General features: G+C 62.8%; 26 protein-coding genes and 1 pseudogene. 13 read left to right on the top strand and 14 right to left on the bottom strand.

Going from position 1 to position 25001, the window contains the following annotated elements; all coding sequences use genetic code 11:
- Nucleotides 1-8 precede the first annotated feature (8 nt).
- The 5 genes from LMTR13_RS02200 to LMTR13_RS02180 all read left to right on the top strand — a co-directional run bounded on the left by LMTR13_RS02200 (nucleotide 9) and on the right by LMTR13_RS02180 (nucleotide 5544).
- Nucleotides 9-1622: an ABC transporter substrate-binding protein gene (locus LMTR13_RS02200; protein WP_083218615.1), complete on the top strand. Its 1614-nt coding sequence runs from the start codon at nucleotides 9-11 to the stop codon at nucleotides 1620-1622.
- Nucleotides 1623-1732: 110 nt separating this feature from the next.
- Nucleotides 1733-2704 carry an ABC transporter permease gene (locus LMTR13_RS02195; RefSeq protein WP_065726491.1) on the top strand — a complete coding sequence of 324 codons (972 nt, stop codon included), beginning with the start codon at nucleotides 1733-1735 and terminating at the stop codon, nucleotides 2702-2704.
- A gap of 22 nt (nucleotides 2705-2726) precedes the next feature.
- The gene (locus LMTR13_RS02190; RefSeq protein ID WP_065726490.1) at nucleotides 2727-3629 is read left to right on the top strand and encodes an ABC transporter permease; all 903 of its coding nucleotides are present in this window, start codon (nucleotides 2727-2729) and stop codon (nucleotides 3627-3629) included.
- A gap of 314 nt (nucleotides 3630-3943) precedes the next feature.
- Nucleotides 3944-4861, top strand: a complete 918-nt coding sequence (locus LMTR13_RS02185; RefSeq protein WP_065732346.1) for an aldo/keto reductase — start codon at nucleotides 3944-3946, stop codon at nucleotides 4859-4861.
- A complete protein-coding gene (locus LMTR13_RS02180; RefSeq protein WP_065726489.1) occupies nucleotides 4861-5544 on the top strand; it encodes a DUF6064 family protein in 684 nt (227 codons plus the stop codon). The genes LMTR13_RS02185 and LMTR13_RS02180 overlap by 1 nt, the downstream gene beginning before the upstream one ends.
- An 11-nt stretch (nucleotides 5545-5555) precedes the next feature.
- Here the strand turns inward: LMTR13_RS02180 and LMTR13_RS02175 are convergent, their stop codons facing one another.
- Together LMTR13_RS02175 and LMTR13_RS02170 are read right to left on the bottom strand one after the other, a co-directional pair.
- Nucleotides 5556-6050: a DUF3237 domain-containing protein gene (locus tag LMTR13_RS02175; RefSeq protein WP_065732345.1), complete on the bottom strand. Its 495-nt coding sequence runs from the start codon at nucleotides 6048-6050 to the stop codon at nucleotides 5556-5558.
- 29 nt (nucleotides 6051-6079) lie between these two features.
- Nucleotides 6080-6550 (bottom strand): ester cyclase, encoded by a 471-nt coding sequence (locus tag LMTR13_RS02170; RefSeq protein ID WP_065726488.1) that lies wholly within the window; start codon nucleotides 6548-6550, stop codon nucleotides 6080-6082.
- Nucleotides 6551-6669: 119 nt separating this feature from the next.
- Here LMTR13_RS02170 and LMTR13_RS02165 point away from each other — a divergent pair, with 119 nt between their 5' ends.
- Nucleotides 6670-7278, top strand: a complete 609-nt coding sequence (locus LMTR13_RS02165; RefSeq protein ID WP_065726487.1) for a TetR/AcrR family transcriptional regulator — start codon at nucleotides 6670-6672, stop codon at nucleotides 7276-7278.
- A 12-nt stretch (nucleotides 7279-7290) separates the two neighbouring features.
- On the opposite strand, the gene LMTR13_RS02160 is transcribed toward LMTR13_RS02165, so the two are convergent.
- On the bottom strand, nucleotides 7291-7668 hold the full coding sequence (locus LMTR13_RS02160) for a hypothetical protein (RefSeq protein ID WP_065726486.1): 378 nt from the start codon (nucleotides 7666-7668) through the stop codon (nucleotides 7291-7293).
- A gap of 176 nt (nucleotides 7669-7844) precedes the next feature.
- Between LMTR13_RS02160 and LMTR13_RS02155 the strand changes: the two genes are divergently transcribed.
- Nucleotides 7845-8156 (top strand): putative quinol monooxygenase, encoded by a 312-nt coding sequence (locus tag LMTR13_RS02155; protein WP_083219402.1) that lies wholly within the window; start codon nucleotides 7845-7847, stop codon nucleotides 8154-8156.
- A gap of 2 nt (nucleotides 8157-8158) precedes the next feature.
- Here LMTR13_RS02155 and LMTR13_RS02150 read toward each other — a convergent pair whose 3' ends face one another.
- The 7 genes and pseudogenes from LMTR13_RS02150 to LMTR13_RS02120 all read right to left on the bottom strand — a co-directional run bounded on the left by LMTR13_RS02150 (nucleotide 8159) and on the right by LMTR13_RS02120 (nucleotide 14305).
- Complete coding sequence (locus tag LMTR13_RS02150) at nucleotides 8159-9436, bottom strand: RNA polymerase sigma factor (protein ID WP_065726485.1); 1278 nt, start codon at nucleotides 9434-9436, stop codon at nucleotides 8159-8161.
- 31 nt (nucleotides 9437-9467) lie between these two features.
- Entirely contained in the window at nucleotides 9468-9866 is a 399-nt protein-coding gene (locus LMTR13_RS02145) for a YciI family protein (protein WP_065732343.1), read from the bottom strand.
- A gap of 126 nt (nucleotides 9867-9992) precedes the next feature.
- Nucleotides 9993-10694 carry an AprI/Inh family metalloprotease inhibitor gene (locus LMTR13_RS02140; RefSeq protein WP_065726484.1) on the bottom strand — a complete coding sequence of 234 codons (702 nt, stop codon included), beginning with the start codon at nucleotides 10692-10694 and terminating at the stop codon, nucleotides 9993-9995.
- Nucleotides 10694-11683: a 2-hydroxyacid dehydrogenase gene (locus LMTR13_RS02135; protein WP_065726483.1), complete on the bottom strand. Its 990-nt coding sequence runs from the start codon at nucleotides 11681-11683 to the stop codon at nucleotides 10694-10696. The genes LMTR13_RS02140 and LMTR13_RS02135 overlap by 1 nt, the downstream gene beginning before the upstream one ends.
- A complete protein-coding gene (locus LMTR13_RS02130) occupies nucleotides 11683-12471 on the bottom strand; it encodes an ABC transporter permease (RefSeq protein ID WP_065726482.1) in 789 nt (262 codons plus the stop codon). The genes LMTR13_RS02135 and LMTR13_RS02130 overlap by 1 nt, the downstream gene beginning before the upstream one ends.
- The gene (locus LMTR13_RS02125) at nucleotides 12468-13280 is read right to left on the bottom strand and encodes an ABC transporter ATP-binding protein (protein WP_065726481.1); all 813 of its coding nucleotides are present in this window, start codon (nucleotides 13278-13280) and stop codon (nucleotides 12468-12470) included. Before LMTR13_RS02125 ends, LMTR13_RS02130 begins: the two co-directional genes overlap by 4 nt.
- A 6-nt stretch (nucleotides 13281-13286) precedes the next feature.
- A pseudogene (locus tag LMTR13_RS02120) lies at nucleotides 13287-14305 on the bottom strand (ABC transporter substrate-binding protein).
- Nucleotides 14306-14452: 147 nt separating this feature from the next.
- Between LMTR13_RS02120 and LMTR13_RS02115 the strand changes: the two are divergent.
- Together LMTR13_RS02115 and LMTR13_RS02110 are read left to right on the top strand one after the other, a co-directional pair.
- The gene (locus LMTR13_RS02115; protein WP_065726480.1) at nucleotides 14453-15262 is read left to right on the top strand and encodes a creatininase family protein; all 810 of its coding nucleotides are present in this window, start codon (nucleotides 14453-14455) and stop codon (nucleotides 15260-15262) included.
- A 152-nt stretch (nucleotides 15263-15414) separates the two neighbouring features.
- Nucleotides 15415-15669: a hypothetical protein gene (locus LMTR13_RS02110; RefSeq protein WP_065732342.1), complete on the top strand. Its 255-nt coding sequence runs from the start codon at nucleotides 15415-15417 to the stop codon at nucleotides 15667-15669.
- 308 nt (nucleotides 15670-15977) lie between these two features.
- Here LMTR13_RS02110 and LMTR13_RS40185 read toward each other — a convergent pair whose 3' ends face one another.
- Entirely contained in the window at nucleotides 15978-16148 is a 171-nt protein-coding gene (locus LMTR13_RS40185) for a hypothetical protein (protein ID WP_156795390.1), read from the bottom strand.
- A 103-nt stretch (nucleotides 16149-16251) separates the two neighbouring features.
- Here LMTR13_RS40185 and LMTR13_RS02105 point away from each other — a divergent pair, with 103 nt between their 5' ends.
- On the top strand, nucleotides 16252-18165 hold the full coding sequence (locus tag LMTR13_RS02105) for a carbohydrate porin (protein WP_065732341.1): 1914 nt from the start codon (nucleotides 16252-16254) through the stop codon (nucleotides 18163-18165).
- A gap of 18 nt (nucleotides 18166-18183) precedes the next feature.
- Nucleotides 18184-18534, top strand: coding sequence for a DUF3147 family protein (locus LMTR13_RS02100; protein WP_065726479.1), 351 nt, complete (start codon nucleotides 18184-18186; stop codon nucleotides 18532-18534).
- A gap of 123 nt (nucleotides 18535-18657) precedes the next feature.
- On the opposite strand, the gene LMTR13_RS02095 is transcribed toward LMTR13_RS02100, so the two are convergent.
- The 3 genes from LMTR13_RS02095 to LMTR13_RS02085 all read right to left on the bottom strand — a co-directional run bounded on the left by LMTR13_RS02095 (nucleotide 18658) and on the right by LMTR13_RS02085 (nucleotide 22351).
- Complete coding sequence (locus LMTR13_RS02095; protein ID WP_065726478.1) at nucleotides 18658-20289, bottom strand: FMN-binding glutamate synthase family protein; 1632 nt, start codon at nucleotides 20287-20289, stop codon at nucleotides 18658-18660.
- 173 nt (nucleotides 20290-20462) lie between these two features.
- The gene (locus LMTR13_RS02090; protein WP_236843262.1) at nucleotides 20463-21335 is read right to left on the bottom strand and encodes a patatin-like phospholipase family protein; all 873 of its coding nucleotides are present in this window, start codon (nucleotides 21333-21335) and stop codon (nucleotides 20463-20465) included.
- Nucleotides 21336-21577: 242 nt separating this feature from the next.
- Nucleotides 21578-22351 carry a ferredoxin--NADP reductase gene (locus tag LMTR13_RS02085; protein WP_065726477.1) on the bottom strand — a complete coding sequence of 258 codons (774 nt, stop codon included), beginning with the start codon at nucleotides 22349-22351 and terminating at the stop codon, nucleotides 21578-21580.
- Between the two features lie 289 nt (nucleotides 22352-22640).
- Between LMTR13_RS02085 and LMTR13_RS02080 the strand changes: the two genes are divergently transcribed.
- The gene (locus LMTR13_RS02080) at nucleotides 22641-23639 is read left to right on the top strand and encodes a hypothetical protein (protein WP_065726476.1); all 999 of its coding nucleotides are present in this window, start codon (nucleotides 22641-22643) and stop codon (nucleotides 23637-23639) included.
- Nucleotides 23639-24955 carry a bifunctional folylpolyglutamate synthase/dihydrofolate synthase gene (locus LMTR13_RS02075; RefSeq protein WP_065726475.1) on the top strand — a complete coding sequence of 439 codons (1317 nt, stop codon included), beginning with the start codon at nucleotides 23639-23641 and terminating at the stop codon, nucleotides 24953-24955. The genes LMTR13_RS02080 and LMTR13_RS02075 overlap by 1 nt, the downstream gene beginning before the upstream one ends.
- The last annotated feature ends 46 nt before the right edge of the window (nucleotides 24956-25001 follow it).

Genomic DNA, 25001 nt, shown 5'->3' with positions numbered 1-25001 from the left:
GAAAGATCATGAACCTTTCGAAATATCTCAGAGCCGCGTCGATCATGGCGGTCAGCGCGGCCGTTGCCATCGGCTTCTCCGGAGCTCCAGGTCAGGCTGCGCCTAAAAAAGGCGGGACGCTGAACTTTGTGGTGCCCGACGAGCCACCGAGCTGGGACGGTCACCGCGAGACGACGTTCGCGCTGATCCATCCTTTTGCGCCGTTCTATAGCCTGCTCATCAAGGTCAATCCGGAAAATCCGTCCTCACCGACGGACTTCGTGTGCGACCTGTGCACGGAAATGCCAACTCCGAGCGACGGGGGCAGGACCTACACATTCAAGATCAAGCAGGGCGTGAAATTCCACGATGGAACGCCATTGACGGCGCAGGACGTCGTCGCATCTTACAATAAGATCATCTTCCCACCGGAGGGCACGACCAGCGCGCGCGTGGCCTATTTCGTCATGGTCGACAGCGTGAGCGCGCCGGACGACCACACGGTGGTGTTCAAACTCAAATATCCATCGGGCGCCTTCATCCCGGCGCTGGCGACGCCCTACAACTTCATCTACTCGAAGGCAAAGCTCGACCAGGACATCCGCTGGTACGAGAAGAATGTCATGGGGTCAGGGCCCTTCAAGTTCGCGGGAAGAGAGGCAGGCGCCTCCGTGCGCGGCGAGCGCAACAAGGACTACCACGTTTCCGGGCAGCCCTATCTCGACGGCTTCGAGGCGATCTTCTCCAGTAAGCAGGCGGTGCGCGTGCAAGCGATCCGCGGTGACCGAGCCGCAATCGAGTTCCGCGGCTTCCCGCCGAAGAGCCGCGACGACCTCGTCGACGCACTCGGCAAGGACATCACGGTCCAGGAGAGCGACTGGAACTGCGTGCTCCTGTTCACTCCCAACCACAAGAAGAAGCCGTTCGACGACGTCCGCGTTCGCCGCGCGCTCACGCTGGCGGTCGACCGCTGGGGCGGATCGGAGAGCCTTTCGCGCATCGCCATCGTGAAGGCGGTCGGTGGTGTCGTGTTCCCGGGTCACCCGCTGGCGGCGACAAAGGCGGACCTCGAACAGATCCCTGGCTTTTGGCCGGACATCAACAAGTCGCGTGCCGAGGCCAAGCGGTTGCTACAGGAGGCCGGAGTTTCGGACTTGAAGTTTGTGTTGTCCAACCGCGCCATCGACCAGCCATATACGATCGTGGGCACTTGGCTCATCGACCAGTGGCGGCAGATCGGCGTGACGGTCGAGCAGAAAATGGAGCCGACAGGCCCGTTCTACGCGCGGCTCAGGTCACAGGAATTCGACGTGACGATGGACTTCAACTGCCAGTCGGTCGTCAATCCGCTGCTCGACATCGGCAAGTTCCTGTCGACGGACATCGGCAACGAGAGCTATGGCGGGTACACCGATCGCGACCTCGACAAGATCTTCGAGGCAATGAACCGTGCTCCCGAGGAGGCCGAGCAGCGCAAGCTGATGCGGCAGTTCGAGAAGCGCGTGCTTGACGAGCAGGCGCACTCGTTCGTCACGCTCTGGTGGAACCGGATCATTCCGCACCGGTCCTACGTGAAGGGCTGGAAGATCAGTCCCAGCCACTACCTCAATCAGGATCTCGCCAACGTATGGCTCGACAAGTAACCGCCCGGCGGCGGTTGACGACAGCAGCGGTTTCCAGGGCGCCTGCCAGAGCAAGGCGGTGAACGGGAAACCGCGGCGACACCGCGAGCGAAAGTGCTGAAGCAGCGATCATGTACCAGTACATCCTCAAGCGACTCCTGTTGATGATCCCGACGCTGCTCGGCGCCGCGCTGCTCGTGTTCCTCCTGTTGCGGCTGGTGCCGGGCGACGTCTGCGTGCTGCGCATGGCGGGTGGGGCCGGATACGTCGATCCCAAGGCGATCGAACTCTGCCACGCCGAGCTGGGCCTTGATCGCTCCTATGTAGTTCAGTTCCTGGATTTCATCTGGGGTTTCGTCCGATTCGATTTCGGCAAGTCGATGTGGACCGGACGCCCGATCGTGGAAGAGGTCGCGCTGCGCTTCGAACTTTCTCTGCAGATCGCGATCATGGCCACGCTTACCGCCATCATGCTGGCCATTCCGCTCGGCACGATCTCCGCCGTCAAGCAGAACACCTGGATCGACTACGTAGTGCGCGCCTTCAGCATCGCCGGAATCGCGATGCCTTCCTTCTGGCTCGGCGTCCTGATCATCCTCGGCCTGCTGATCACCAGCAAATCGCTGTTCGGAAGTCCCTGGATGCCGCCGATCAAATATGTGCCGCTCTGGGTCGACCCCTTGTACAACCTGAGCATGACCATCTTCCCGGCCCTGGCGACCGGCTATCGCTATTCCGCTGTTGCGACACGTATGACGCGTTCGGCGCTGCTCGAAGTGCTGCGCGAGGATTACGTCCGCACGGCGCGCGCCAAGGGGCTCGTCCAGAAGCTTATCATCCGGCGCCACGCGCTCGGAAACGCACTGCTGCCGGTGGTGACGATCATCGGCATTGAATTCGCGTTCCTGATGGGCGGCCTGGTGGTCACCGAGCAGGTGTTCAACCTCAACGGGCTCGGCAAGCTGTTTGTCGCTTCCGTGACCAATCACGATTACACGATGACCCAGGCGCTGGTCATGTTGGTGGCTGCGATATTCGTCGTCACCAACTTTGTGGTGGACATCATCTATGCGTGGCTGGACCCGCGGATTCGGTACAAATGATGGCTGGAATCAGAGGCGTTGTATGACTATCGCGACCGATCTACAGACGAGGGTCGAGCTGACGGATGAGCGGAAGGCACCGAGCAGGCTTTCGGCGATCAGTCGATTCGCACGCCGCAATCCACTGGGCGCCGCCGGCGGCGTAGTCATCATCGTCATGGTGCTGGTGGCGGCGCTTGCCGATTTCATCGCCCCGTACAACCCGGTCGCCAACGCATTCGATCGCATGCACGAGCCACCGAGTCTCGAGAACTGGCTCGGCACGGATCAATACGGACGCGACGTGTTCTCGCGCATCGTCTACGGGGCACGTACCGCGCTGCTCGTCGGATTTGCGTCGTCGTTCGTCGGCGCCACCTTCGGCCTGGTGCTCGGGGTAGCGAGCGCCTATTTCGGCGGCAAGATCGATCTGATCCTCCAGCGCATCATCGATATATTCATGGCGTTCCCGCTGATCATCATGGCGCTCGCCGTGATCGCAATCTTCGGGACAGGGGCGCAGAACGTGATCATCGCGATCACCATACCCTTCATTCCGCGCTGCGCCCGCGTGGTTCGTTCCAGTGCGCTTGCGATCCGCGAACTCCCCTACATCGACGCCGCCCGCGCCAACGGATTCAGCCATACCCGCATCATTCTGCGGCACATGGTTCCGAATGTAATGGCGCCGTTTCTCATCATGATCACCGCCTTCGTGGGTCAGGCAATCTTGCTCGAAGCATCGCTTTCCTATCTCGGTCTCGGCGTGCAGGAGCCGACGCCGGCATGGGGCCTGATGCTTCAGGGCGGCGCCGAGGAATACGCCGAGAGCGCTCCCTGGATAGCCATCTTCCCCGGCATCGCCATCAGTCTCGCGGTGTTCGGATTCAGCCTATTCGGCGATGCGCTACGCGACGAGTTCGATCCCAGGCTGCGATCCCTGTAAACGGCAGGCAGCGCGCCTACTGTTTACGGAGCGCGCGTTCTTCGCAGGCTTGCCGCCAAGCTTGGGAATTGCCTTATCGCCCGCTCGGCATTTCCGTCCACGACCACATCCGTCGGCAAGAACGGTCACGCAGGTTTGAGAGGACTGCAGTTCATCCCGCGACGTTAGCGGTTCATCGTAGATTGAGCACGGTGCGCGACTACATATTTGATCCAGTGCCTTAATCTGCAATTTGTATTGCAAAGCTGGCGGCGGCGTTCCGTTACTCTGCGCCTTTTGCGCGGGACTTTCCCGCCGCCATGATGGAGCACTGGATGCGGACGACACGCCGAACGTTCCTGCAAGCCTCCTTGGCGACGGCCGCTGCCGCGCATTTGCCGGGCGCGCTACATGCCCAGCAAGGCCAACCCGTCCGCCGTCCCATACCCTCGACCCGCGAGGAGATGCCGGTCGTCGGACTGGGGACCTGGATCACCTTCAACGTCGGCAATGATCGGCAGCTCAGGGACGAATGCGCTGGTGTCATGGCCGCCTTCTTCGAGGCGGGCGGCCGCATGATCGATTCCTCCCCGATGTATGGCTCGTCGCAACCGGTGGTCGGCTACGGCCTTCAAAAACTCGGGCGGCCGCCTGCGCTATTCTCGGCCGAAAAGGTCTGGACGTCCTCGGCGACGGCAGGTCCAGCCCAGATCGAGCAGTCGCGCCGCTTCTGGGGCGTGCCGAAGTTCGACCTCGTTCAGGTCCACAATCTGCTCGCCTGGAAGCCGCATCTGCAGACGCTCTTCCAGATGAAAGCCGCCGGTACGCTGCGTTACGTTGGAATCACCACGTCCGAAGGCCGCCGTCATGATCTTGTCGAACAGATCATGCGAAACGAGCCCATCGATTTCGTGCAACTCTCCTACAATGTCGTCGATCGCGAGGCGGAGGCGCGGCTCTTGCCGCTGGCCACAGAGCGCGGCATTGCCGTGATCGTCAACCGGCCATTCCGGCAGGGCGAGCTGACCCAGCGCCTCAAGAACAAGCCGCTGCCAGAGTGGGCGGCCGAACTCGGGGTGTCGAGCTGGGCCCAGCTCATGCTGAAATTCATCCTGTCTCACCCTGCCGTCACCGTCGCAATTCCGGCGACCACCCGCGTCGACCATGTGAAGGAAAACCTCTCGGCCGCCGCCGGACAGATGCCTGATCCGGCGATGCGGCAGCGCATCTCGGCCCACGTGCAGGCGCTTTGATGTCGGAATGGTGGACCTATCGCGCGGAGGATTTCCTGCTGTTTTCGCCGCGCGTCTACTGGCGCATGTTCGAAACGAACAATGCGGCACTCTGGCCTCTGCACGTAGTGACGCTTGCCGGAGGCCTCCTCATCGTCCTGCTGATCGCGCGGCGGCCGGCGATCTTCGCACGCTGGATCGCGCTCATTCTTGCGGTCCTCTGGACCTTCGTCGGGTGGTCGTTCCTGTGGAATCGCTACGCGGCGATCAACTGGGCTGCCGTCTATGTTGCGCCAGCTTTTTTCGTTGAAGGCGTATTGCTCCTCCTCGCGTTCCTGCTCGACGCCCTCGCCTTCGAACGGCGCCGGCCTGCCGATTGGATCGGATATCTCATCCTCGCCTTCGGAATTGCCGGACAGCCGCTGCTTGCGCCGCTGCAGGGACGCGGCTGGGCCTCGTCCGAGGTCTTTGGCATCGCGCCGGATCCGACGGCGATTGCGACGCTCGGCGTTCTGCTCCTCGCCCGCGGCAGGCTTTTGCCATGGCTGCTGCCAATCCCCGTTCTCTGGTGCCTCCTGAGCGGCATGACACTCGGGACGATGGGAGAGCCGCAAGCCTGGGCTCCCTATGCCGCCGTGGCGCTTACCGCTATGGCCTTGATCTGGACGATCATCCGTCAGCGCGGATCGCTTCCAGCCGCGTGAAGGCACATGCGTCAGACGATCTGGGAGACGTTGTAGGCGATCCCGCCCTCGACCAGATAGCCCGAGCCGACGCAGACGATGTCGTTCATCCAGGCATATTGTTCCGCCCCGGTTTCGAACAGCGGGTTGGTGCGGAAGTAATAGCGCGACGGGTCGACCTGATGCCGTTTCGCCGGATCAGCCATTTCTGACCGCAATTCGGGCGGCGTGATCCAGCGGCCGCCGTAGGTCATGTGCACCAGCGCGCCGTCATGCGTGCGCAAGGTCAGGCGGACGTCAAGCGACATGGCGCCGTCGGTGCGGAACAATGCCCAGTCGCCGCCGCCGGGGACCACCTCGCCGCGGAGCCTGGGGCCTTCGAAGCTTCCGCCGGCCGCGCCGAACAGGATGCGGCGGCCAAGCGGACCGTCGCCGATGTTCAGCCTGGGATTGAGATCGACGACAATGTCGAACAAGGGTGCCGTCCTGATCGCGGCGACGGGTTTGACGCGTGGATCTACTGTCATTGTCTGGAGTCCGGGTTCGCGTGAGGACATCATTCGGCGGCGAGCTGCCGGACACCGGCATCGCCAAAGATCTTGCGGCGTACCGCGTCGGTCGAGACGCCCGACTGGGCGCAGAGTTCGGCGAGGTCGAAGAAGAATCGCTCGTGGACGATCCAGTCGCCCTTGAACGCAAACTGGATGAACACGGGAAGATCAGCGCGCCTGCCGTTCGGCACCACGCCGAAACGGTCGCCGGTCATGGTCATCTGCACGCGGCCCCAGCAGACGAGCGTCTCGTCGTTGGCGGCATGGCCCTGCAGGACGACATTGTAATCCGGGAACGAAGCGAAGAACCGCGTCAGCACTTTCTCGTTCTCGGCAAGGCCAGAGGCGCTGGTGCCGAAAGCCGGAGTTTCCAGCACCATGTCGTCATGGAGGACCTTCAACGCTGCCGGCACGTCCTGGCGGCTCTTTGCGACCGCCAGTGCCTGCGCCAGTTCGAACATTCGATCGCTGTTCATGACCTCTCCTCCCAATCATTAACCGGGCGGCACAACACGGATCATACCAAACGTTTTTAACATACCGTCTGTATGTTATATGTTGATATGCTCAAAAGCGTCAAGTGGTATGTCGGGGCATGCAGGAAGCTGGACGCGAACGAACCCGCCGCGAGGAATACACGGAGGCCACGAGGCACGCGCTGCTTTCGGCCGGCCGGGACATTTTCGCGAGCGAGGGCTATCAGGCGGCGGGGATCGAGGCGATCTCGCGCGCCGCGCGCGTGACCCGGGGCGCCTTCTATCACCACTTCGAGGACAAGAAGGCGCTGTTCGACGCTGTGGTGGTCGCCCTGCAGATCGAGGCCGCCGCGAAGATCGAGGCGCGGGCGAAGACGCAGCGCAAGGTCTGGGACCGCCTGACCGAGGGCATCGAGGCCTATCTCGACGCCTGCCTCGAACCGGCCTACGCGCGGATCGTCATCCAGGAAGCGCCCGCCGTGCTCGGCAATGCGCGCTACCGGGAGATCGAGGAAGCCTATCCGATGGCCCTGCTCACCGCGACGCTCAACGCGCTGAAGCGTCAGGGCGAGCTCGATTTCGAAGACATCGAGCTCCTGAGCCGGATGATCGATGCGATGATCTGCGAGGTGGCGATGTTGCTGCCGGCGGCAGAGAATCCGAAGAGGCTCCGCGCCCGCGGGCAAAAGATCATCGGCAGCCTGCTCGGCGCCTTCCGCACGGCTTGAGCGCAAGCGCGCTCACGGCGCGACCCATCGTTGCACCGCCTCGACGGTGTCGGCCGGCGTGGTGTTGAAGCAGATGCGCGTTTGCGGCGCGGCGAGGTGAACCAGATTGATGATCCGCTCGAACAAGTGCAGCCGCTCTCGCGGCTCGCGCAGCCCGGCGCCGATCACCACGCAATCGTAATGCTTTGCGCCCAGCGCCGCCGCCGCGACGGCTTCGGCGGTGTCGCCGAGATCGATCAGGCAGCTATCGGCTTCATAGCCCATCGCGCGAAGCTGCTCGAGCTGAGCTCCAATATAGCTCGTCACGAGTTCGGCCGTGAGCCCCGGAAAGGCGCTGAAGTCAACCAGGGAAGGCTCGATACCGATGGCGAGCACGGTCCTTTTGGCCATGAGGCTGCTCCAGGCAGGTGATCACCGGAAACGCGCGCAGCGCCAAGCTGGTTCCAGCTTCGACATTGACATCATCATTCGGCCAGCATCGAAGCATTCTTGTCGAGAGATCAGCCATTGTGATCCGCATCGCCGCTCAAACGAGCAACGTGCTGAATGCTTCACAGGAGAACACCATGGCTGCCACAAACAACGCAAACCAGAACCTGGTCGTCACTGCGTTCTGGGAAGTCAATTCGGGCGAAGAAGGTATCGTCGCGGACCTTCTGAAGGATTTTCTGCCGCAGGCGCAGCGCGAGCCCGGTGTCAGAGAGTTCCAGATTCACCAGAACATCGCAAAGCCGCGGGAGTTCTTCTTTTACGAGGTATTCGCGGGCGAGGCGGCCTTTGCCGAGCATCAGCAGACCGACCACTTCAAGAACATCATTCTCGGGCAAGCGATTCCGAAACTCGCCAGGCGCGAGCGGTCGCAGTTCCGGTTCATCTGACGTCAGGACGGCTCCGGCGCGCCACTGCTCGTCTCAGCGGCCCGCCGCCGCAACAATTCGCGTTCGCGCCTGTTGGTCGCAAGCGTTGATGCGAGATCGAACGCGGCGCGGGCTTCCGCAACGCGGCCGAGCCTGCGGAGCAGGTCGCCGCGGACGCTTGGCAGGAGATGGTAGTTCTTCAGCGCGGGCTCGCCGGCCAATCCGTCTACGATCGCAAGCGCAGCCGCCGGCCCTTCGGCCATACCGATCGCCACGGCGCGGTTGAGTTCGATGATCGGCGAGCGCACCAGCGCGCCCAATTTGGCGTAGAGTTCGGCGATACGCGGCCACTCCGTTTCGTCGGGCGTGGCGGCTCTGGCGTGACAGGCAACGATCGCGGCCTGCAGCGTGTAGAAGCCGCGCCCGCCGCCGAGTTCGCAGGCCCGCACCAGCGCCAGCAACCCACGGCGGATCTGAAGCCGGTCCCACAGCGCGCGGTTCTGGTCCATCAGGAGGATCGGATCGCCGGCCGCGTCGGTGCGTGCCGCGGTGCGCGAAGCATTCAGCTCCATCAGTGCGAGCAGGCCGTGGGCTTCGGCTTCCTGCGGCGCGACCAGCGTCAGCACGCGGCCCATGCGCAGCGCGTCGTTGCAGAGCTGCGGCCGCAACCATTCATCGCCGCGGGCGGCCGTATAGCCTTCGTTGAAGATGAGATAGACGACCTCCAGCACCGAGGCGATCCGTTCCGAAAGCTGCTCGCCGCGTGGCGTTTCGTAGGCGAGTCCGGATTCCGACAGCGTCCGCTTGGCGCGCACGATGCGCTGGGCAATAGTTGCCTCCGGCTGCAGGAAGGCGCGCGCGATCTCTTCCGTGGTCAGACCGCAGATCATCCGGAGCGCCAGCGCCGCGCGGGCCTCGCGCGACAACCTCGGATGGCAGGCGGTGAAGATCAACCGCAGCAGCTCGTCACCGATATCGTCATCGAGTGCGGCGTCCGGATTCGGCATCGCCAGTTGCTCCTGCTCCAGCTCGCGCGTCAGCATCTCATGCTTGCGCGCGAGCATGCTGCGGCGGCGCAGATGATCCAGCGCACGGCGTTTGGCCAGCGCCATCAGCCATGCCCCAGGCTTGTCCGGGACGCCGCTGACGGGCCAATGCTCCAGCGCCGCGACCAGCGCTTCCTGGGTCAGATCCTCCGCCAACGGAACGTCGCGCAGCATTCGCGACAGCCCGGTGATCAGGCGCGGCTGTTCGATGCGCCAGACCGCCAGGATGGTGCGATGGACGTCGGCGGCCGTCATCGCCGCCGACCAGATCGGCTACGCCGCGCCATCAGGCGTGCGCGGGGGATTCGACGTCGCCGCAGGTCGTTTCCAGGCCGTGGCCGGCCATGGCGCGCAGCTCGCAGGTACCTTCCCAGCCGGGCATGTGGTCGAGATGAAGCTGCATGAACTCCTTGGCCATGGCGAGCGCTTCCGCCTTGTCGCGGAACTCGAAGATGGCGTAGCCACCGATCACTTCCTTGGCCTCCACGAACGGGCCGTCGGTGACCCTCAGCTTGCCGCCTTCGATTCTGACCTGCGCCCCCTGCTGCAACGGGGTCAGCCCGCCCATGTCGATCATCCGGCCGGCCTTGATTTCGCGTTCGGCAAGCTTGCCCATCGCTTCCATCAGGGCGGGCGTCGGGGCCTTCATCGGTTGCGGGGAAGTGACGATGGACATGAAGCGCATGAACAACTCCTGTGCTGCGAGCTGGCGGCATCAGGCCGGCCATTCCGTCTCGCTACAGGGAACGACGATCCGGCCGCGGCCGGATCGACATGCGCTTGTAAAAAAATCCGGCCCCCGGGATACCGCCTATTGTCCCCGGAGCATGATCAGGGGATCGGCGGTATCGGGCACCCGCCGCCACTGCGCATTATCGTCGGCCTCGAACTGCCAGCTTTCGCCTTTGGCCGACATCAGGATCATCTGTCCGCGCTCCAGCCGCCACTGGTTCGGCGCGAACGCGACAACGGCCGGATCGCATTTCGGCTTCAGGAACACCTGGAAATTATCCCCGGTCGCCTCGGTATTGGTCAGCGTCAGGCCGCAGACCGTCTGGCCGTTGCCGCGGACCATCGACCAGTCCCCGATCATCTGGTCCATCGACTTGGCGAGCGAGCGGGCGGCAGCGAGGTTCTGCAGGATATAGACCCCCTCGCCGCTCCGCAGGCCTTCGAAAATGCCGCTCTCGACTTCGGTGAAGTCGATTACCGGCTGGCCTGCCGCATCCTGCAGCCGCACGATATCCAGCCCCTTGATGTTCCAGGACGTGATGTCCTTCGTGAACGGCAATGCCTTGGCACAGCCGGGCTCAAGCTCGAGCTTGAGCCCTTGCGGCGTCGCATCGCCCTTCATCATGATGACACACGTCTTGCTGCGTTCGGTGGTCGCAAGCTCCCACTGCCCGACCATTTCCTTCTTCAGCGCCGCGGCATCCTGCGCCGCAACTTGCGGCGCAGGCGCAAGCAGCGCCGTCAGCGCTGCCGCAGCGATGCCCGAACGCGCAAGCGACATCAGCGTCCCTTCACCGGGGTTTCCGGAACGGGCGTCAAGGGCGCGTTGCCGGCAAACCAGTTTTTCAGATTGTCGACGACAAGCTGATCCATGGCGTTGCGTGTTACCACCGAAGCTGAGCCGATATGTGGCAACAGCACGACATTCTGCATGGCCTTCAGCTCGTCCGGCACGTTCGGCTCGTTGGCGAAGACGTCGAGCCCGGCCGCAAGAATAGTGCCGGATTTCAGCGCCGCGACCAGCGCCGGTTCGTCGACGACGGAGCCGCGCGCCACGTTGATCAAAACGCCCCGCGGCCCAAGCGCCTTCAACACGTCGGCATTGATCATCTTGGCGGTCGAGGCGCCGCCGGGCACGATCACGATCAGCGTGTCGACCTCCTTCGCCATTTCCATCAGATCGGGATAGTGCTTGTAGGAGACGGCGGACGACGGATTGCGCGAGTGATAGGACACGGGAACGCGGGAGGCCTCCAACCGCCGACCGATCGCCTGCCCGATGCGGCCCATGCCCACGATCCCGATCTTGCGGTCGCGGAGCGAACCGGCGCTCAAGGGATAGTTCTGGGCCTGCCACAGGCCGGAGCGCAGATAGCGGTCGGCCTTGACGAATTCGCGCAAGGTCGCGATCAGGAGCCCCATCGCGACGTCGGCGACTTCTTCGGTCAGCACATCGGGCGTGTTGGTGACGACGATATTGTGCTCACGCGCGTAAGCCGAGTCGACGTGGTCGTAGCCGACGCCGAAGCTCGCGACGATTTCAAGCTTAGCAAACTGCGACAGCGCCTTCGCGTCCGCCGGCACCGTGTGATAGGTCACCGCCATGCCGCGGATCTTTTCGACCGTATCTGATGTCAAGCGCTCGAGGTCGGCACGGCTCTCCGCCCTATGCAGGACGAACTGATCCGAAAAACCGTTTTCCAGGATCGGCCTGACAGGTCCGTAGATCAACAGATCGATCTTCTCGGACGAAATATTCGCGGCAGCCATCAATTTTCCTTTCCAAGCGCGCTCTCATGCCAGCGCCGTAGTACCAGATGCGAAACTAGCGCCAGCAGCCCATAGATGACAATCCCGGCCACCGACAGCAACAACAACGCCGCGAACATTCGGGGAATGTTGAGGCGATAACCGGACTCGGCGATCCGGAAGGCAAGGCCGGAGCCGGCGCCTGCCGTGCCCGCCGCGATTTCCGCGACCACGGCGCCGATCAGCGACAGGCCGCCGGCGATCCGCAATCCGCCGAGAATATGCGGCAACGCCGCCGGCAATTTCAGGAACCGCAGCGTCTGCAGCCGTGACGCGCCGTATAGCTGAAACAGCCCGGCCAGATTGCGGTCGACCGAATTCAGCCCGAGCGTGGTGTTGGACAGAACCGGAAAGAAGGCGACGATCCAGGCGCAGACAATGACCGCGGTCTGCTGCGGCAGATAGATCAGCAATAACGGCGCAATTGCGATCACCGGCGTGACCTGCAGGATCACCGCATAGGGAAACAGCGAATATTCCAGCCATTTCGACTGGTTGAACACTAGCGCCAGCGCGACGCCGCCAACGGCTGCGGCGATGAAACCCTGCAGCGTGGTGAGCAAGGTGACGCCCAGCGATTCCGACAGCACCGGCCAGTCGCTGACGAGCGTCTGAAACACGGTCGTCGGGCTCGGCAGCACATAGGGCTGGATGTCGTTGACGCGGACGACGAATTCCCACAACGCCAGGCCCGCCGCGAGCACGGCAGCGGGAAGCAGCATGCGGCCGATGTTCTGCAGGGAACTCATGCGCTGCGCTGCCCGGAATAGGAAGGTGTCAGCGCTTTCGAGACCTCGCGGCAATAGCCGGCATAGTCGGCCGAGGTACGAAACTCCTCCCCACGCGGCTCCGCCGTCGCGATGCGAAACTCGGCGCGGATGCGCCCGGGACGCGCCGTCAGCACGATCACCCGCTGCGACAGATAGACCGACTCGAACACCGAATGGGTGACGAAAATGACGGTCTTGTGCAGCTTGCGCCACAGCGCCAGCAGGTCGTTGTTGAGCCGAAAACGCGTGATCTCGTCGAGCGCCGCGAACGGCTCGTCCAGCAGCAGAATGTCCGGATCGGTGACGAGCGCGCGCGCCAGCGAGACCCGCATCTTCATGCCGCCCGACAATTCGCGAGGGTATGCATCCGCAAATTCAGCAAGGCCGACCTGCGCCAGCGCCTCCTCGATGCGCCGGTCGGCCTCGGCCGGCGCCGCGTGCGCGAGCTTCAGCGGCAGGCGAACGTTATCGCGCACGCTCGCCCACGGCATCAGCGTGGGCTCCTGAAACACAAAACCGATGGGATGGCGCCCATCCATTTTGGTGGCGCGATGGGAAACGTTCACGGTGCCTGCGCTCGGCGCGCCGAGCCCCGCGATCAACCGGAGCGCGGTGGATTTTCCGCAGCCGGAAGGCCCGAGCAGCGAGACGAAGTCGCCCTTTGCGACATCGAGATCGAGCGGCCCGAGCGCGGTCACGCCGTTGTCATAGGTCTTGCTTACCGCGCGCAGACGCACTGCAAAGCCTGCCGCATCGCTATCCGTCTCCGACAAAGCGGGCTCGGCCATCGTGCGTCAGTTCTTCGGCCGCAGATCGAGGCCGACGGCCTTGTTGACGAAGCGCAGCGTGTAGGCTTGGCGATAATCGATATCGCGGCGAACCACGCCGGCTCGCACCATCTTGTCGAAGAAGCTCGCAACGCGAGCGTCGGTCATGGCGCCGATGCCGTCGCGCAAGGTATCGCCGGAATCGACGATGCCGTACTCCTTCATCTTGGCGACGGAGTAACTCAGCAGTTCGTCGGTCATTTCCGGATTCATCTTCTTGATCATCACGTGCCGGCTGAATTATCGCCGTAGAGATAATTGTACCAGCCGATGACGGAGGCGTCGACGAAGCGCTGCACGAGATCCGGCTTCTTGTCGACGATCTCGCGGCGCGTCTCGATCAGCGTCGAATAGGCGTTGAAGCCGTGATCGGCGAGCAGGATCACCCCGGGCTTGAAGCCTGCGGCCTTCTCGACCGCGTAGGGCTCGGAGGTGACATAGCCCTGCATCGCGCTCTGCTTGTTCACGATAAAAGGCTGCGGATTGAAGGTGTAGGGTTTTACCTTGCTCTCGCTGAACCCATATTCGGACTTCAGCCACTGAAAATAGCTCGCGACACCTTCCTTGGACACCAGCAACGTCAGCGGCTTGAGATCTTCAAGTTTTGCAATCCTGGTTTCCGGATGGGTGAGGAATACCTGCGGATCCTTCTGGAAGATCGCGGCGACCGCAATCAGCGGCACGTTATTGGCGACCGCGTCGAACGATTGCAGCGTGTTCGCGCTCATGAAGAAGTCGAGCTTGCCGGCGGTCAGCAGGATGCGGTTGTTGGTGTTGGGCCCGCCGGGAACGATGGTAACGTCGAGGCCGTACTTCTTGTAGGTGCCGTCGGCAACCGCCTGGAAGAAGCCGCCATGCTCGGCCTCCGCCACCCAGTTGGTTCCGAACGACACCTTGTCGAGGGTCTCGGCGCGCGCCGGCATCAGTCCTGCGGCCAGCGCCAGAAGACCTGCGGTTAACGCTCGCAGCAAAAAGGCCGGGTTCATGGTTGGACTCCGTCGATCGTTCTGGCCCATGATGGGAGGCTATGGACGTTGACAACGTCTCCGAGGGTTTGATCCAGCGACCGGATCAGTCCCCCCGACTGTCTAACAAACTACCCTGCAAATTCATCCAAAGAAACGCTTCGCTCGATGGCCTCAACTGTTCCGCCCCGCGACTGGACCAAGATCCACTGGCCCGACATCGCCAGCGCAGACGCCGCGCGCTGGATCGCGGTGCTGCCGCTGGCGGCGACCGAACAGCACGGCCCGCATCTGCCGCTGGAAACCGACGTCCTGATCGGCGAGGCCTATCTGGCGCGGGTGCACGAGCTGTTGCCCGTCGCGCTGCCCGTCACCTTTCTGCCGCTGCAGCCGGTCGGTATTTCCACCGAGCACATCGACTATCCGGGCACGCTGACGCTGCCGACCGAGGTCGCATTGAAGGAGTGGATGGCGATCGGCGAGCGCGTTGCGCAAGCCGGCATCCGCAAGCTGGTGATCGTAACGAGCCATGGCGGCAACAGCGCGGCGATGTCGCTGGTCGCGCAGGATCTGCGCGCGCATCACGGGCTTCTCGCGGTCACCACGAGCTGGTCGCGCTTCGGCGCGCCGGATGGATTGTTTTCCGCGGAAGAGCTCCGTCACGGCATTCATGGCGGCGCGGTCGAGACCTCGATCATGCTGGCGCGCTATCCGCACACCGTTCGCAACGAAGCCATCGCTGATTTTCGTCCCGCCAGCATTGCGATGGAGAAGAAGTTCCGTTGGCTCTCGGCGCACCGGCCGGTCCCCTTCGCGTGGCAGGCGCAGGACCTGCACGAAAGCGGCGCGGTCGGCGACGCCACCAAAGCCTCCGCGGAGAAGGGCGAGCGACTGCTCGATCACGGCGCGCGCGCATTCTGCGAACTGCTCGACGACGTCGACAAATTCGACCCGGAATTATTTCTTCGTAAAGCATAGAATCGCGATTTACTCTCCTAACTACCTGAAATATCGAAGAAATAAACGACGAAACCATATTTCCAGACGCCTTTTCGAACCGCTCTCCAAGGCGCTCCGTCCAACTGGGCATGCGGACCACAACGGCCGCTCAACACAGGATGGAGACTTCCATGTCGATCAAGACCAAGTTCGCCGCTCTCGCGCTCGCTACCCTTGCCGTTACCGGCGGCATGGCCACACAGGCTCAGGCCAAGCCGCTGCACTGGGGTTTCGGAGCCGGCCTCGTTGGCGCCGCCATCGTCGGCACCACGATCGCAGCTTCGGGTCCTCACTACTACTACGACGGCTATCGCCGCTGCGGCTGGGTTCGCCAGTTCGACGCTTTCGGCAATTACATCGGCCGCGTCCGGACCTGCGCTTACTGATTTCTGCGGCTGACTTGGTTGCGGTTTGAGAAACGATTTCTTTGCAAGCAAACCGCTTCAGACCCTGAAAACGCTTCTCGTGGATTTGCGTCCGGCACGGGCGCCTCATCCACCCCCGTGCCGAACCCGACCCGCCCGGTAGTCCCCCCGGGCGGGTCACCTTTTTGGGAGAGGGTGAACCTCCTGATCCGCGGCCCGAGGCAATGTGTCGGCCATGTCTCCGAATACGTGTCAGCGATCTGTCCGAACGCTGGCCGCACCGGCGCCGCCAACGGCCCATGTTGCAACCACGTCACGCGACGGTGTCATCAAACCGCAGCTATTCCGCGCTCGTCTTGCTGTTGCGAATTACTCGCAATGGCAATCTGGCGCTGACCGGGAAGAACCGTGGGAATTCGATCGGGGGCGACGGGGTTCATGACTTCAATTGGGTGGCGGCAGGCATTCGAATCTGCCGTGATGGCGAGTAGCGACAGCATGGGTCGCACCGAGAACGTCCGCACTGTGAACCGCAACCGCCGACCCCTTGAACATGCGTTGGCCGGCGCAGCATTCGGCGCGCTGGCGCTTGGCAGCCCGGCGATGGCAGCCGACATGCCGCTGAAGGCGCCCTATTTCCGGCCCGCGTTCGACTGGAGCGGCTTCTATATCGGCGGCCATACCGGCTATCACCGTGGCTCGTCGTTCGCGACGCTGGCCGATCCCACCGTCGCCACGACCAGCAGCGTCGTCAGCGGCCTGATCGGCGGCGTGCAGGCAGGCTATAATTATCGCCACTCCTCAGGCCTGTTGTTCGGCATCGAGGCCGACCTGACCTTTCCGAACTATCTTCCGTCCAATCACGTCGTCGCCAAGTTCGCGACGGCGCGCTCTGATCTCGAAGAGCGCTGGGACTATTTTGGCACGATGCGCGGCCGCGTTGGCTATACAAGCGGGCCGTGGCTGGCCTACGCCACCGCAGGTTTCACCTTCGCCGGCGAACGATTTCTCAATACGCCAGCCGGCGTCGACGTCGAGGAGAAGCATATCAACGTCCGCCCGGGCTGGGCTGCGGGCGCTGGACTGGAATACGCATTCGCGCCGCACTGGAGCGTACGGCTTGAATATCTCTATGCGCAGTTCGGCAAAGCAGATGTCCGCTTCCGCTCGGGGGCGCAGTACAATTCAACGCTCGACGTCCAACAAATCCGCATCGGCCTCAACCGCAAGGTCGACTGGCCTGGATCGAGAAGCTGGTCACCGAAGACCGAGCTGACCGATACCGAATCCGACCGCTGGGAAATCCATGGACAGAGCACCTATCTCGGCCAGGGCTATCCGGCCTTCCGCGCGCCCTACACCGGCACCAACAGCCTGACGCCCGCACGACAGGCACAGGCGACCTGGAGCAACAGCCTGTTTCTGAACGCCCGGCTCTGGGAAGGCGGCGAGGTCTACTACAATCCCGAACTGCTGCAGGGCTTCGGCCTGAGCGATACGGTCGGCCTGGCCGGATTCAGCAGTGGCGAGGCGCAGAAATCGAACTTCCCCTATCCGCACTACAACACTTCGCGGCTGTTCGTGCGCCAGACTTTCGGCTTCGGCGGCGAGCAGGAGGAGCTTGCCAGCGCGCAGCAGCAGCTTGCCGGCAAGGTCGACGTCAACAGGTTGACGCTGCAGGCCGGCAAGTTCTCGGTCGGCGACGTCTTTGACGGTAATTCCTACGCCAAGGACACCCGCCGTGATTTCATGAACTGGTCGATCTGGGCACCCGGTGCCTTCGACTATGCCGCCGACAGGCTCGGCCTGACCTACGGCGTGACCGCCGAACTCAACCAGAAGCAATGGGCGTTGCGCGGCGGCTACTTCATGATGGGCGCGGTTTCCAATTCCAACAATTTCGACACCCAGGTCTTCCGGCGCGGCCAGTACGTGGTCGAACTGGAGACGCGTTATTCGCTGTTCTCACGCCCCGGCAAGCTGCGCACCATCGGCTGGGTGAGCAGCGCCAATTCCGGCAGCTATCGTGAGACGCTGAACGATCCAGCGCTCAATATGGACATCTCGCTGACGCGCACGGGCCGCCCCAAATACGGCTACGTCGTCAACGTCGAGCAGTCGATCACGGAGGATATCGGCCTGTTCGGCCGCTGGAGCTGGAACGACGGCAAGACCGAGATCATGTCGTTCACCGACATCGACGCCTCGCTCTCGCTCGGCACCTCGATCAGGGGCACCGCATGGGGCAGGCCCGACGACACGATCGGAATCGCCGGCGCGATCAACGCGCTGTCGCGCGATCATCGCGACTTCCTCGCCGCCGACGGGCTCGGCCCGCTGATCGGCGACGGCCAGCTCAATTACCGCAAGGAACGCATCCTCGAAACCTATTACGCTTTCGCGCTCACCAAGCAGATCACGCTGACGGCGGACTACCAGTTCGTCACCAATCCCGCCTACAATGCCGATCGCGGCCCGGTCCATGTGTTCTCCGGCAGGCTGCACGGAGAGTTCTAGTGCCCCTTGAGGCACCCCATGCTCTATTTCGTGATCAAATGCGCCCTGTCCGGCATCATCATCGCGGCGGTGTCGGAAATCGCCAAGCGAAGCCCGGCATTCGCTGCGCTCATCGTGTCGCTGCCGCTGCTTTCGCTGCTGAGCTTCCTGTGGCTCTGGCACGACACCGGCGATGCAGAACGCATTGCCGGTGTCGCTGAATCGACCTTCTGGTTCGTGCTGCCGTCGCTACCGCTGTTCCTGATATTGCCGGCGCTGCTCAGGGCGGGCGTGGGCTTCTGGCCCAGCCTCGCCGCCGGCTGCGCGGTGACGATTGCCCTTTACTTCCTCACCGCCTGGATGCTCTCCAAATTCGGCATTCGCCTTTGAGACTGCGAATTCTCCCGGCCGCGCTCCCTTCCTCCGCGCCGACCAGGCGATAGAAGAGAGCCAACAGCGTATCGCGCGCCAATCCCAGCGCCGCGGAGGCGCGGCGGGAAGACCGCTGGGATTTTATCCCGCCGCCTGGAACGAATCTGCGCGCGCCATCGCCCATGCATCGCGGAATCGCGGATCCTGCGTGCCTTCGATCAATTCGCCCGGACGCAGCGACGGATAGAGTTTCGCGAATGACATGACCTCTGTGCTCGACGTTCGCTTCGAGAAGTGGATTGGCCGGAGCTGCTTCGGGTGGTCGAGGCCGGCGGCGGCGAGAAGCTCCGACAGCGCATGCAGGGTGGCGTGATGGTACATGTAGACCCGCTCGGTCTTGAGTGGCACCACCAGCGCGCGGGCGCGGGTAGGATCCTGCGTGGACACGCCGGTCGGACAGCGATCGGTGTGGCAGCTCAAGGACTGGATGCAGCCCAGCGCGAACATGAATCCGCGCGCCGAATTGCACCAATCGGCGCCGATTGCCATGGCACGTGCCATGTCGAAGGCGGTCGCGATCTTGCCGGCGGCGCCGATCTTGATGCGGTCGCGCGCATTGATGCCGATCAACGCGTTGTGGACGAAACTGACGCCCTCGCGCATCGGCATGCCCAGATGATCCATGAACTCCAACGGCGCCGCGCCGGTGCCACCTTCATTGCCGTCGACGACGATGAAGTCCGGATAGATGCCGGTCTCCAGCATCGCCTTGCAGATCGCCAGGAATTCCCAGGGGTGGCCGATACACATCTTGAATCCGGCCGGCTTGCCACCCGACAGCCTGCGCATCTCGCCGATGAATGCCATCATCTGCAGTGGTGTCGAGAACGCGCCGTGAGTGGCCGGCGAAATGCAATCCTCGCCCATTGCGACGCCCCTGATCTTGGCGATCTCCTCCGACACCTTGGCTGCCGGCAGCACACCGCCATGTCCGGGCTTGGCGCCCTGGCTGATCTTGAGTTCGACCATCTTGATCTGGTCGTCGGCCGCGACGCGGGCGAATTCCTCCGGGTTGAACGAGCCATCGCGGTTGCGGCAGCCGAAATAGCCGGAACCGATCTCCCAGATGAGATCGCCGCCGTTTTCGCGATGATAGGGACTGACGCCGCCCTCGCCGGTGTCATGCGCGAAGCCGCCCTTCTTGGCGCCAATGTTCAACGCGCGCACGGCGTTGGGGCTGAGCGCGCCGAAACTCATCGCCGAGATGTTGAAGACCGATGCCGAATACGATTTGGTGCAATCCGGGCCGCCGACGGTGACGCGGAATTCCGCGGCGCCACGGGCCTTCGGCGCCACCGAATGATGCATCCATTCGTAACCCTCGCGATAGACGTCCTCCTGGGTGCCGAACGGCCGCTTGTCGAGCTGCATCTTGGCGCGCTGATAAACCAGAGCGCGGGTATCGCGGGAGAACGGCATGCCGTCCTTTTCGCTCTCGAAGAAGTATTGCCGCATCTCCGGGCGGATTTCCTCGAGCAGGAAACGAATATGCGCTGAGATCGGATAGTTGCGCAAAACCGCGTGATTCTTTTGCAGGAGGTCGCGGATGCCGAGCAAGGTGAGCGCGCCGAAGACCGCAATCGGCACCAGCAGCAACTCCCATACCTTGAGGTTCTGGTCGAAAATCCCGATGCCGATCAGCAAGGCGGTTACGACGGCGCAGATCGTCAGCACGATGTAGCGTGGCGAGAACGGAAGCAGCAGCGTTTCCATGGAACCCTCTCACCCCAAATTATTCTTGCCGGCCGGCAGCTTAGTCCAACCGATGCGGCAAGCCCATACGATATACGGGCCGACAATCGCCGATGTGACAACGCGTGGCGGAAATATTTGCGGGTTTGGTCGACCCGCTTTTGCAGTGCAGCGCGACGCGAGTCGGCGGCTCCTCAGTGGCTGTGCAACCGCATCTCATGCGGAATCCTGCCCTGCTGCAGGCCGTGCTGGGCCAGCCACGCGTCGGTGGAGAGAATCGCGCGGTCGATATGATCGGCGGTTCGCGAGAAATCATAGGGCGAGCCCACCAGCGGGCATAGCGGCGGCACCACGAAATACTCGATATCGGGCGCCAGCGTTTCGAGCTCGCTGACCAGTTGCCGCGCGATCAGGAGCGTCAGCGCATGCAGCGCGTTGGCAACGGCGCCGACCGGCGGCGCCTGGTTCGCACAGGCATGCCCGGTCGGCAGAATGATAAGGCGCTTTGCACCCTTCTTCACCGCGACCTGGATCGGCGTGTTGCTGGAGATCGCGCCGTCCGCGAGATAGCTGTCCTTGTAGCGGATCGGCGAGAAAGCGCCCGGAATTGCGGTCGAGGCCACGATCGCTTCTGCGGTGGAGCCTTCCGACAGCACCACGCTGTCGCCGGAGATGATGTCGGTCGCAACGATATGGACCGGCAGCTTCGCCTCCTCGAGATTGCGATAGCTGATGTGATCGTCGATCAGCCGGCGGATGCCGTCGTGCGGAATCAGGAAATCGCGGCGCCACAGAAAGCCCAGCACCGTCCGCCAGCTCATCGGAAAGACGTCGTGCCGCTGCAGCCCGCGCCAGATGGCGGCGAGCCGATGCACGCCATCAAGCGTGGGATCGCCGGCGTAGAATGCGCCGTTCAGTGCCCCGACGCTGCAGCCGACCACCATGTCGGCGGCGACACCGTGGGCGGCAAGCGAATGCAGCATGCCGACCTGAATGGCGCCGAAGCTGCCACCGCCTGCGAACACGAAGGCGGTCTTCCCGGGACCAATTTCATCACGCACCGGCACGCACACACTCCTTCATCGTCGCACGCCGCGAGACGTTCGGGAGCAATCATAGCAGCGGGGGACCGGGGCGGGCTACTGGGCCGCGAACGACGATGTATCAGACGTCGTCCCTGCGAACGCGGATCCATAACCACAAACGCCAATCGTCGTGTCGGGGGCGGTCCCAACGCGGCTCATTACATGCATTGGTGGCCGGGTCCCGGCTCAAGGCCGGGACGACAATGGACAAGGCTGCGATGGAATCAGCGCTCGACGAACGCTTTTTCGATCACGAAATGGCCGGGCGTGTTGCCGCTGCCTTCGATGAAGCCGCCGGATTCGAACATCTGCTTCAGCTCTTCCAGCATGGCCGGGCTGCCGCACATCATGATGCGATCGGTCTCGATATCGAGCGGCGACTGATGGATGTCGTTGAACAACTGCTCGGATGAGATCAGGTCGGTGATACGGCCGCGATTGCGGAACGGCTCGCGGGTCACGGTCGGATAATACAGGAGCTTCTCCGACAACAGCGGCCCGAACAGCTCGTCGTCGCGCAGCTTGGCGACCAGTTCTTCACCGTAAGCAAGTTCGGAAACCTGACGGCAACCGTGCACGAGCACGATGGTCTCGAACCGCTCATAGACGTCGGGATCCTTGATCAGGCTGGCGAACGGCGCCAGTCCCGTGCCGGTCGAGAGCAGCAGCAGGCGCTTGCCCGGAATCAGATTGTCGGTGATCAGCGTGCCGGTCGCCTTGCGGCCGACCAGAATCTCGTCGCCTTCGCGGATCTTTTGCAGTTTCGAGGTCAGCGGCCCGTCCGCGACCTTGATGGAGAAGAATTCGAGTTCTTCCTCGTGATTGGCGCTCGCCATGCTGTAGGCGCGCAGTAGCGGCCGGCCCTCGACTTCGAGGCCGATCATCGCGAACTGGCCGTTCTGGAAGCGGAAACCGGAATCGCGGGTGGCCCGGAAGCTGAAAAGCGTATCGGTCCAGTGGCGAACGGAAAGAACCTTCTCTCTATAGAACGCGCTCATGTGTTTTCATTTTTCCTGACGTCTCGGTGTAGAACGTTTCGGTCTTCGGGCCTCGAAGTGCCAAAAATCAGCGAAATCATCGGCAATTTGGCGCTTCATTTGCGCACAGGAGACACATAGTCAATATGACCTGCAGCACAATTGAGAACTCGGAATGGCTGTCGGTCCATTTTGCAAAAAGGTTCGATCGGCTTCGTTAATGCTTTCTCGCGCAATTAACTTGCTGAATTCGGCGCCGATCTGGCAATAAAAGACTACGTAGAATTAAGAACGTTTCAAAAGAGATCGCATGCGAAGCCCAACTGAGTTTCGAAAGGGAAAACCAGGCTTCTATCCGGACCAGGCGGTCTATGCGGAATTTGCCTGCGCCGAATTCGGACTGGCGTTTCGCGACCTCGACGGCGGATCGGGGTTGATCTTCAGCGTCGCTTCGCGCGACAGGCTGGTCCATTTCGGCTCCGGCCGCTGCTCCTGGTATCCGCAGAACAACGCCACCGCTTCGACGCTGGCGTCCGACAAACATTTCGCAAGCAAGATTCTGCGAAACGCCGGCGTGCCGGCTCTCGCGGGTGAATATTTCTTCCTGCACGACCGCCACCGCGCCCATCGCCCGGCGGGCCATGAGCGCAGCGACGCGATTGCATGCTTCAAGGCATTGGGTGGATCGGCCTTCGTCAAGCCGCTCACGGGGTCGCGCGGCGATTTCGCGCAAGCCGTTCACGGCGAAGCGGCGCTCGTTCGCCATCTCGGTGACGTGGCGAAATATTACGACGCGGTCCTGATCCAGCCGATCATTGATGGCACAGAGTATCGCGTCTTCCTGCTCGACGATGACGCGCTCTATTGCGCGCGAAAATATCCGCCGTCGATCGCAGGCGACGGCGTGCACACCATGCGTGCACTGCTTGCCGCCCACAACGATGCCCTGCGTGCCCGCGGGCTGTCACCCGCTTCACTGCCGACCGGCGATCCATCGCTCGATGCCGTGCCGGCGAAGGGAGAACGCCGCGAGATCCCCGGACGCATGAATCTGAGCGCCGGCGGCACGATGGCGTTGGTGGACGCACCGTCCGAACAGGCCGTCACGCTGGCGAGGCAGGCTGCGCGCGCGATCGGACTTCGCGTCGCTGCCATCGACATGTTCGTCGATATCGCTGGCCAGCCTGATTCCATGCAAGTCATCGAGGTCAATTCCAACCCGTCAATCCGGCTATTGGAAGATTCCGATCGCGGCGACTTGATCCTGAAAATCTGGCATCACACCTTCACCGCCATGGGGTTGCTGTAGTGTTCGATCTGCCGAAATATGGCGATGGCATCTGCCTCGCGCGGATGGCGGACCTGTTGGACATGCTGGCCGTCGATCGCGCACGGTTGCGGCGCATATCGGTGGTGGTGACCGGCTCGAATGGCAAGGGCAGCACCGCGGCGATGTGCGCTCGAATCGGCCGCGCTTACGGTTTGCGCACGGGTCTCTTCGCGTCGCCGCATCTGTTTCGTTTCAACGAACGGATACAGGTCGACGACGTCGAAATCGACGATGACTCGCTCGCCCGTCTAAAGCGTCAGGTCGAGGCCATGATCGCCGACGTATCGAGCCGCCGCGGTGAACAATTCGGTGCTTTCGAGGCGCTGTTCGCGCTCGCCTGCTTGCACTTCCAGAAGAGCCAATGCGATTTCGCGGTGTTCGAAGCCGGCATCGGCGGACGCTACGATCCGGTCCGCCTGATCGGCGCGCGCGAGACCTGCGTCACTTCGGTCGATTACGAGCATATCGAACTGCTCGGAAACTCGCTCGAACTGATCGCGTCCGACAAGAGCGACGCCTGCGCCGCCGGCGGCACGATTATCTATGGTGAGAACTGCCGCGACCTGCGACGGCATCTCGTCGAGTATAACCGCTGGCGCGGCTGCACCCCGCTGTTCGTCCGCGACGAGATCAGTGTCGACAACGAGGCCCAATCCGCGTCGGGGCAGCATGTCGATTTCCAGTTCGGCTATCATGATTTTCGCCGCATCCAGTTGGGCCTGCCCGGCGCGTTTCAGTTCAACAACGCCGCCATCGCAACAACGCTGTTCCTGCTCTGGCTGCAACGCGAGCAGCCGCGCAAGTCTCCCGAGCGGGTCGAAGCCGCCATCCGTTCTGGCCTGCGGGACGCGCGATGGCCCGGCCGCCTCGAGATCATTCAGCAAGCCCCGCTCACCGTGATCGACGTCGGCCACACGCCGGACGGCATCCGGCAATCCCTGGCGAGCCTCACGGCAATCCATGGGGCCGACGATTGGATTCTCGTCACCGGCGCCTCACGCGACAAAAAGGCCGAGCAGATCGTCGGCGGGCTGGCGCCCTCATTTGACACCATCATCTGCACGGCAGCGCATCACAAGGGCGCCGACGCGCAAGCCATCGCTGCGACAGCGCGGCTCGGCAATCCCGAAGCGAACGTTCATGTCGCCGCGACAATCGCGGATGCGGTGCGGCTCTCGCAGGAGATGGCTCGGGCGCAGAAGCGAAAAGTATACGTCGCAGGCGGATTATTCCTGGCGATCGAATATGCGACCGTCGCAAAGGGTGGCCACGCGGAAGATTTGGAGTTTTTCTGAACCTGGCGCACAATCCGTGCAGTCGAACGGCTTGTCTGCGATCAGC

The sequence above is a fragment of the Bradyrhizobium icense genome, assembly GCF_001693385.1.
GTDB classification, from domain to species: Bacteria; Pseudomonadota; Alphaproteobacteria; order Rhizobiales; family Xanthobacteraceae; genus Bradyrhizobium; species Bradyrhizobium icense.
Note: the sequence above shows the minus strand (reverse complement) of the source record. Positions and strands in the feature narration are given on the sequence as shown.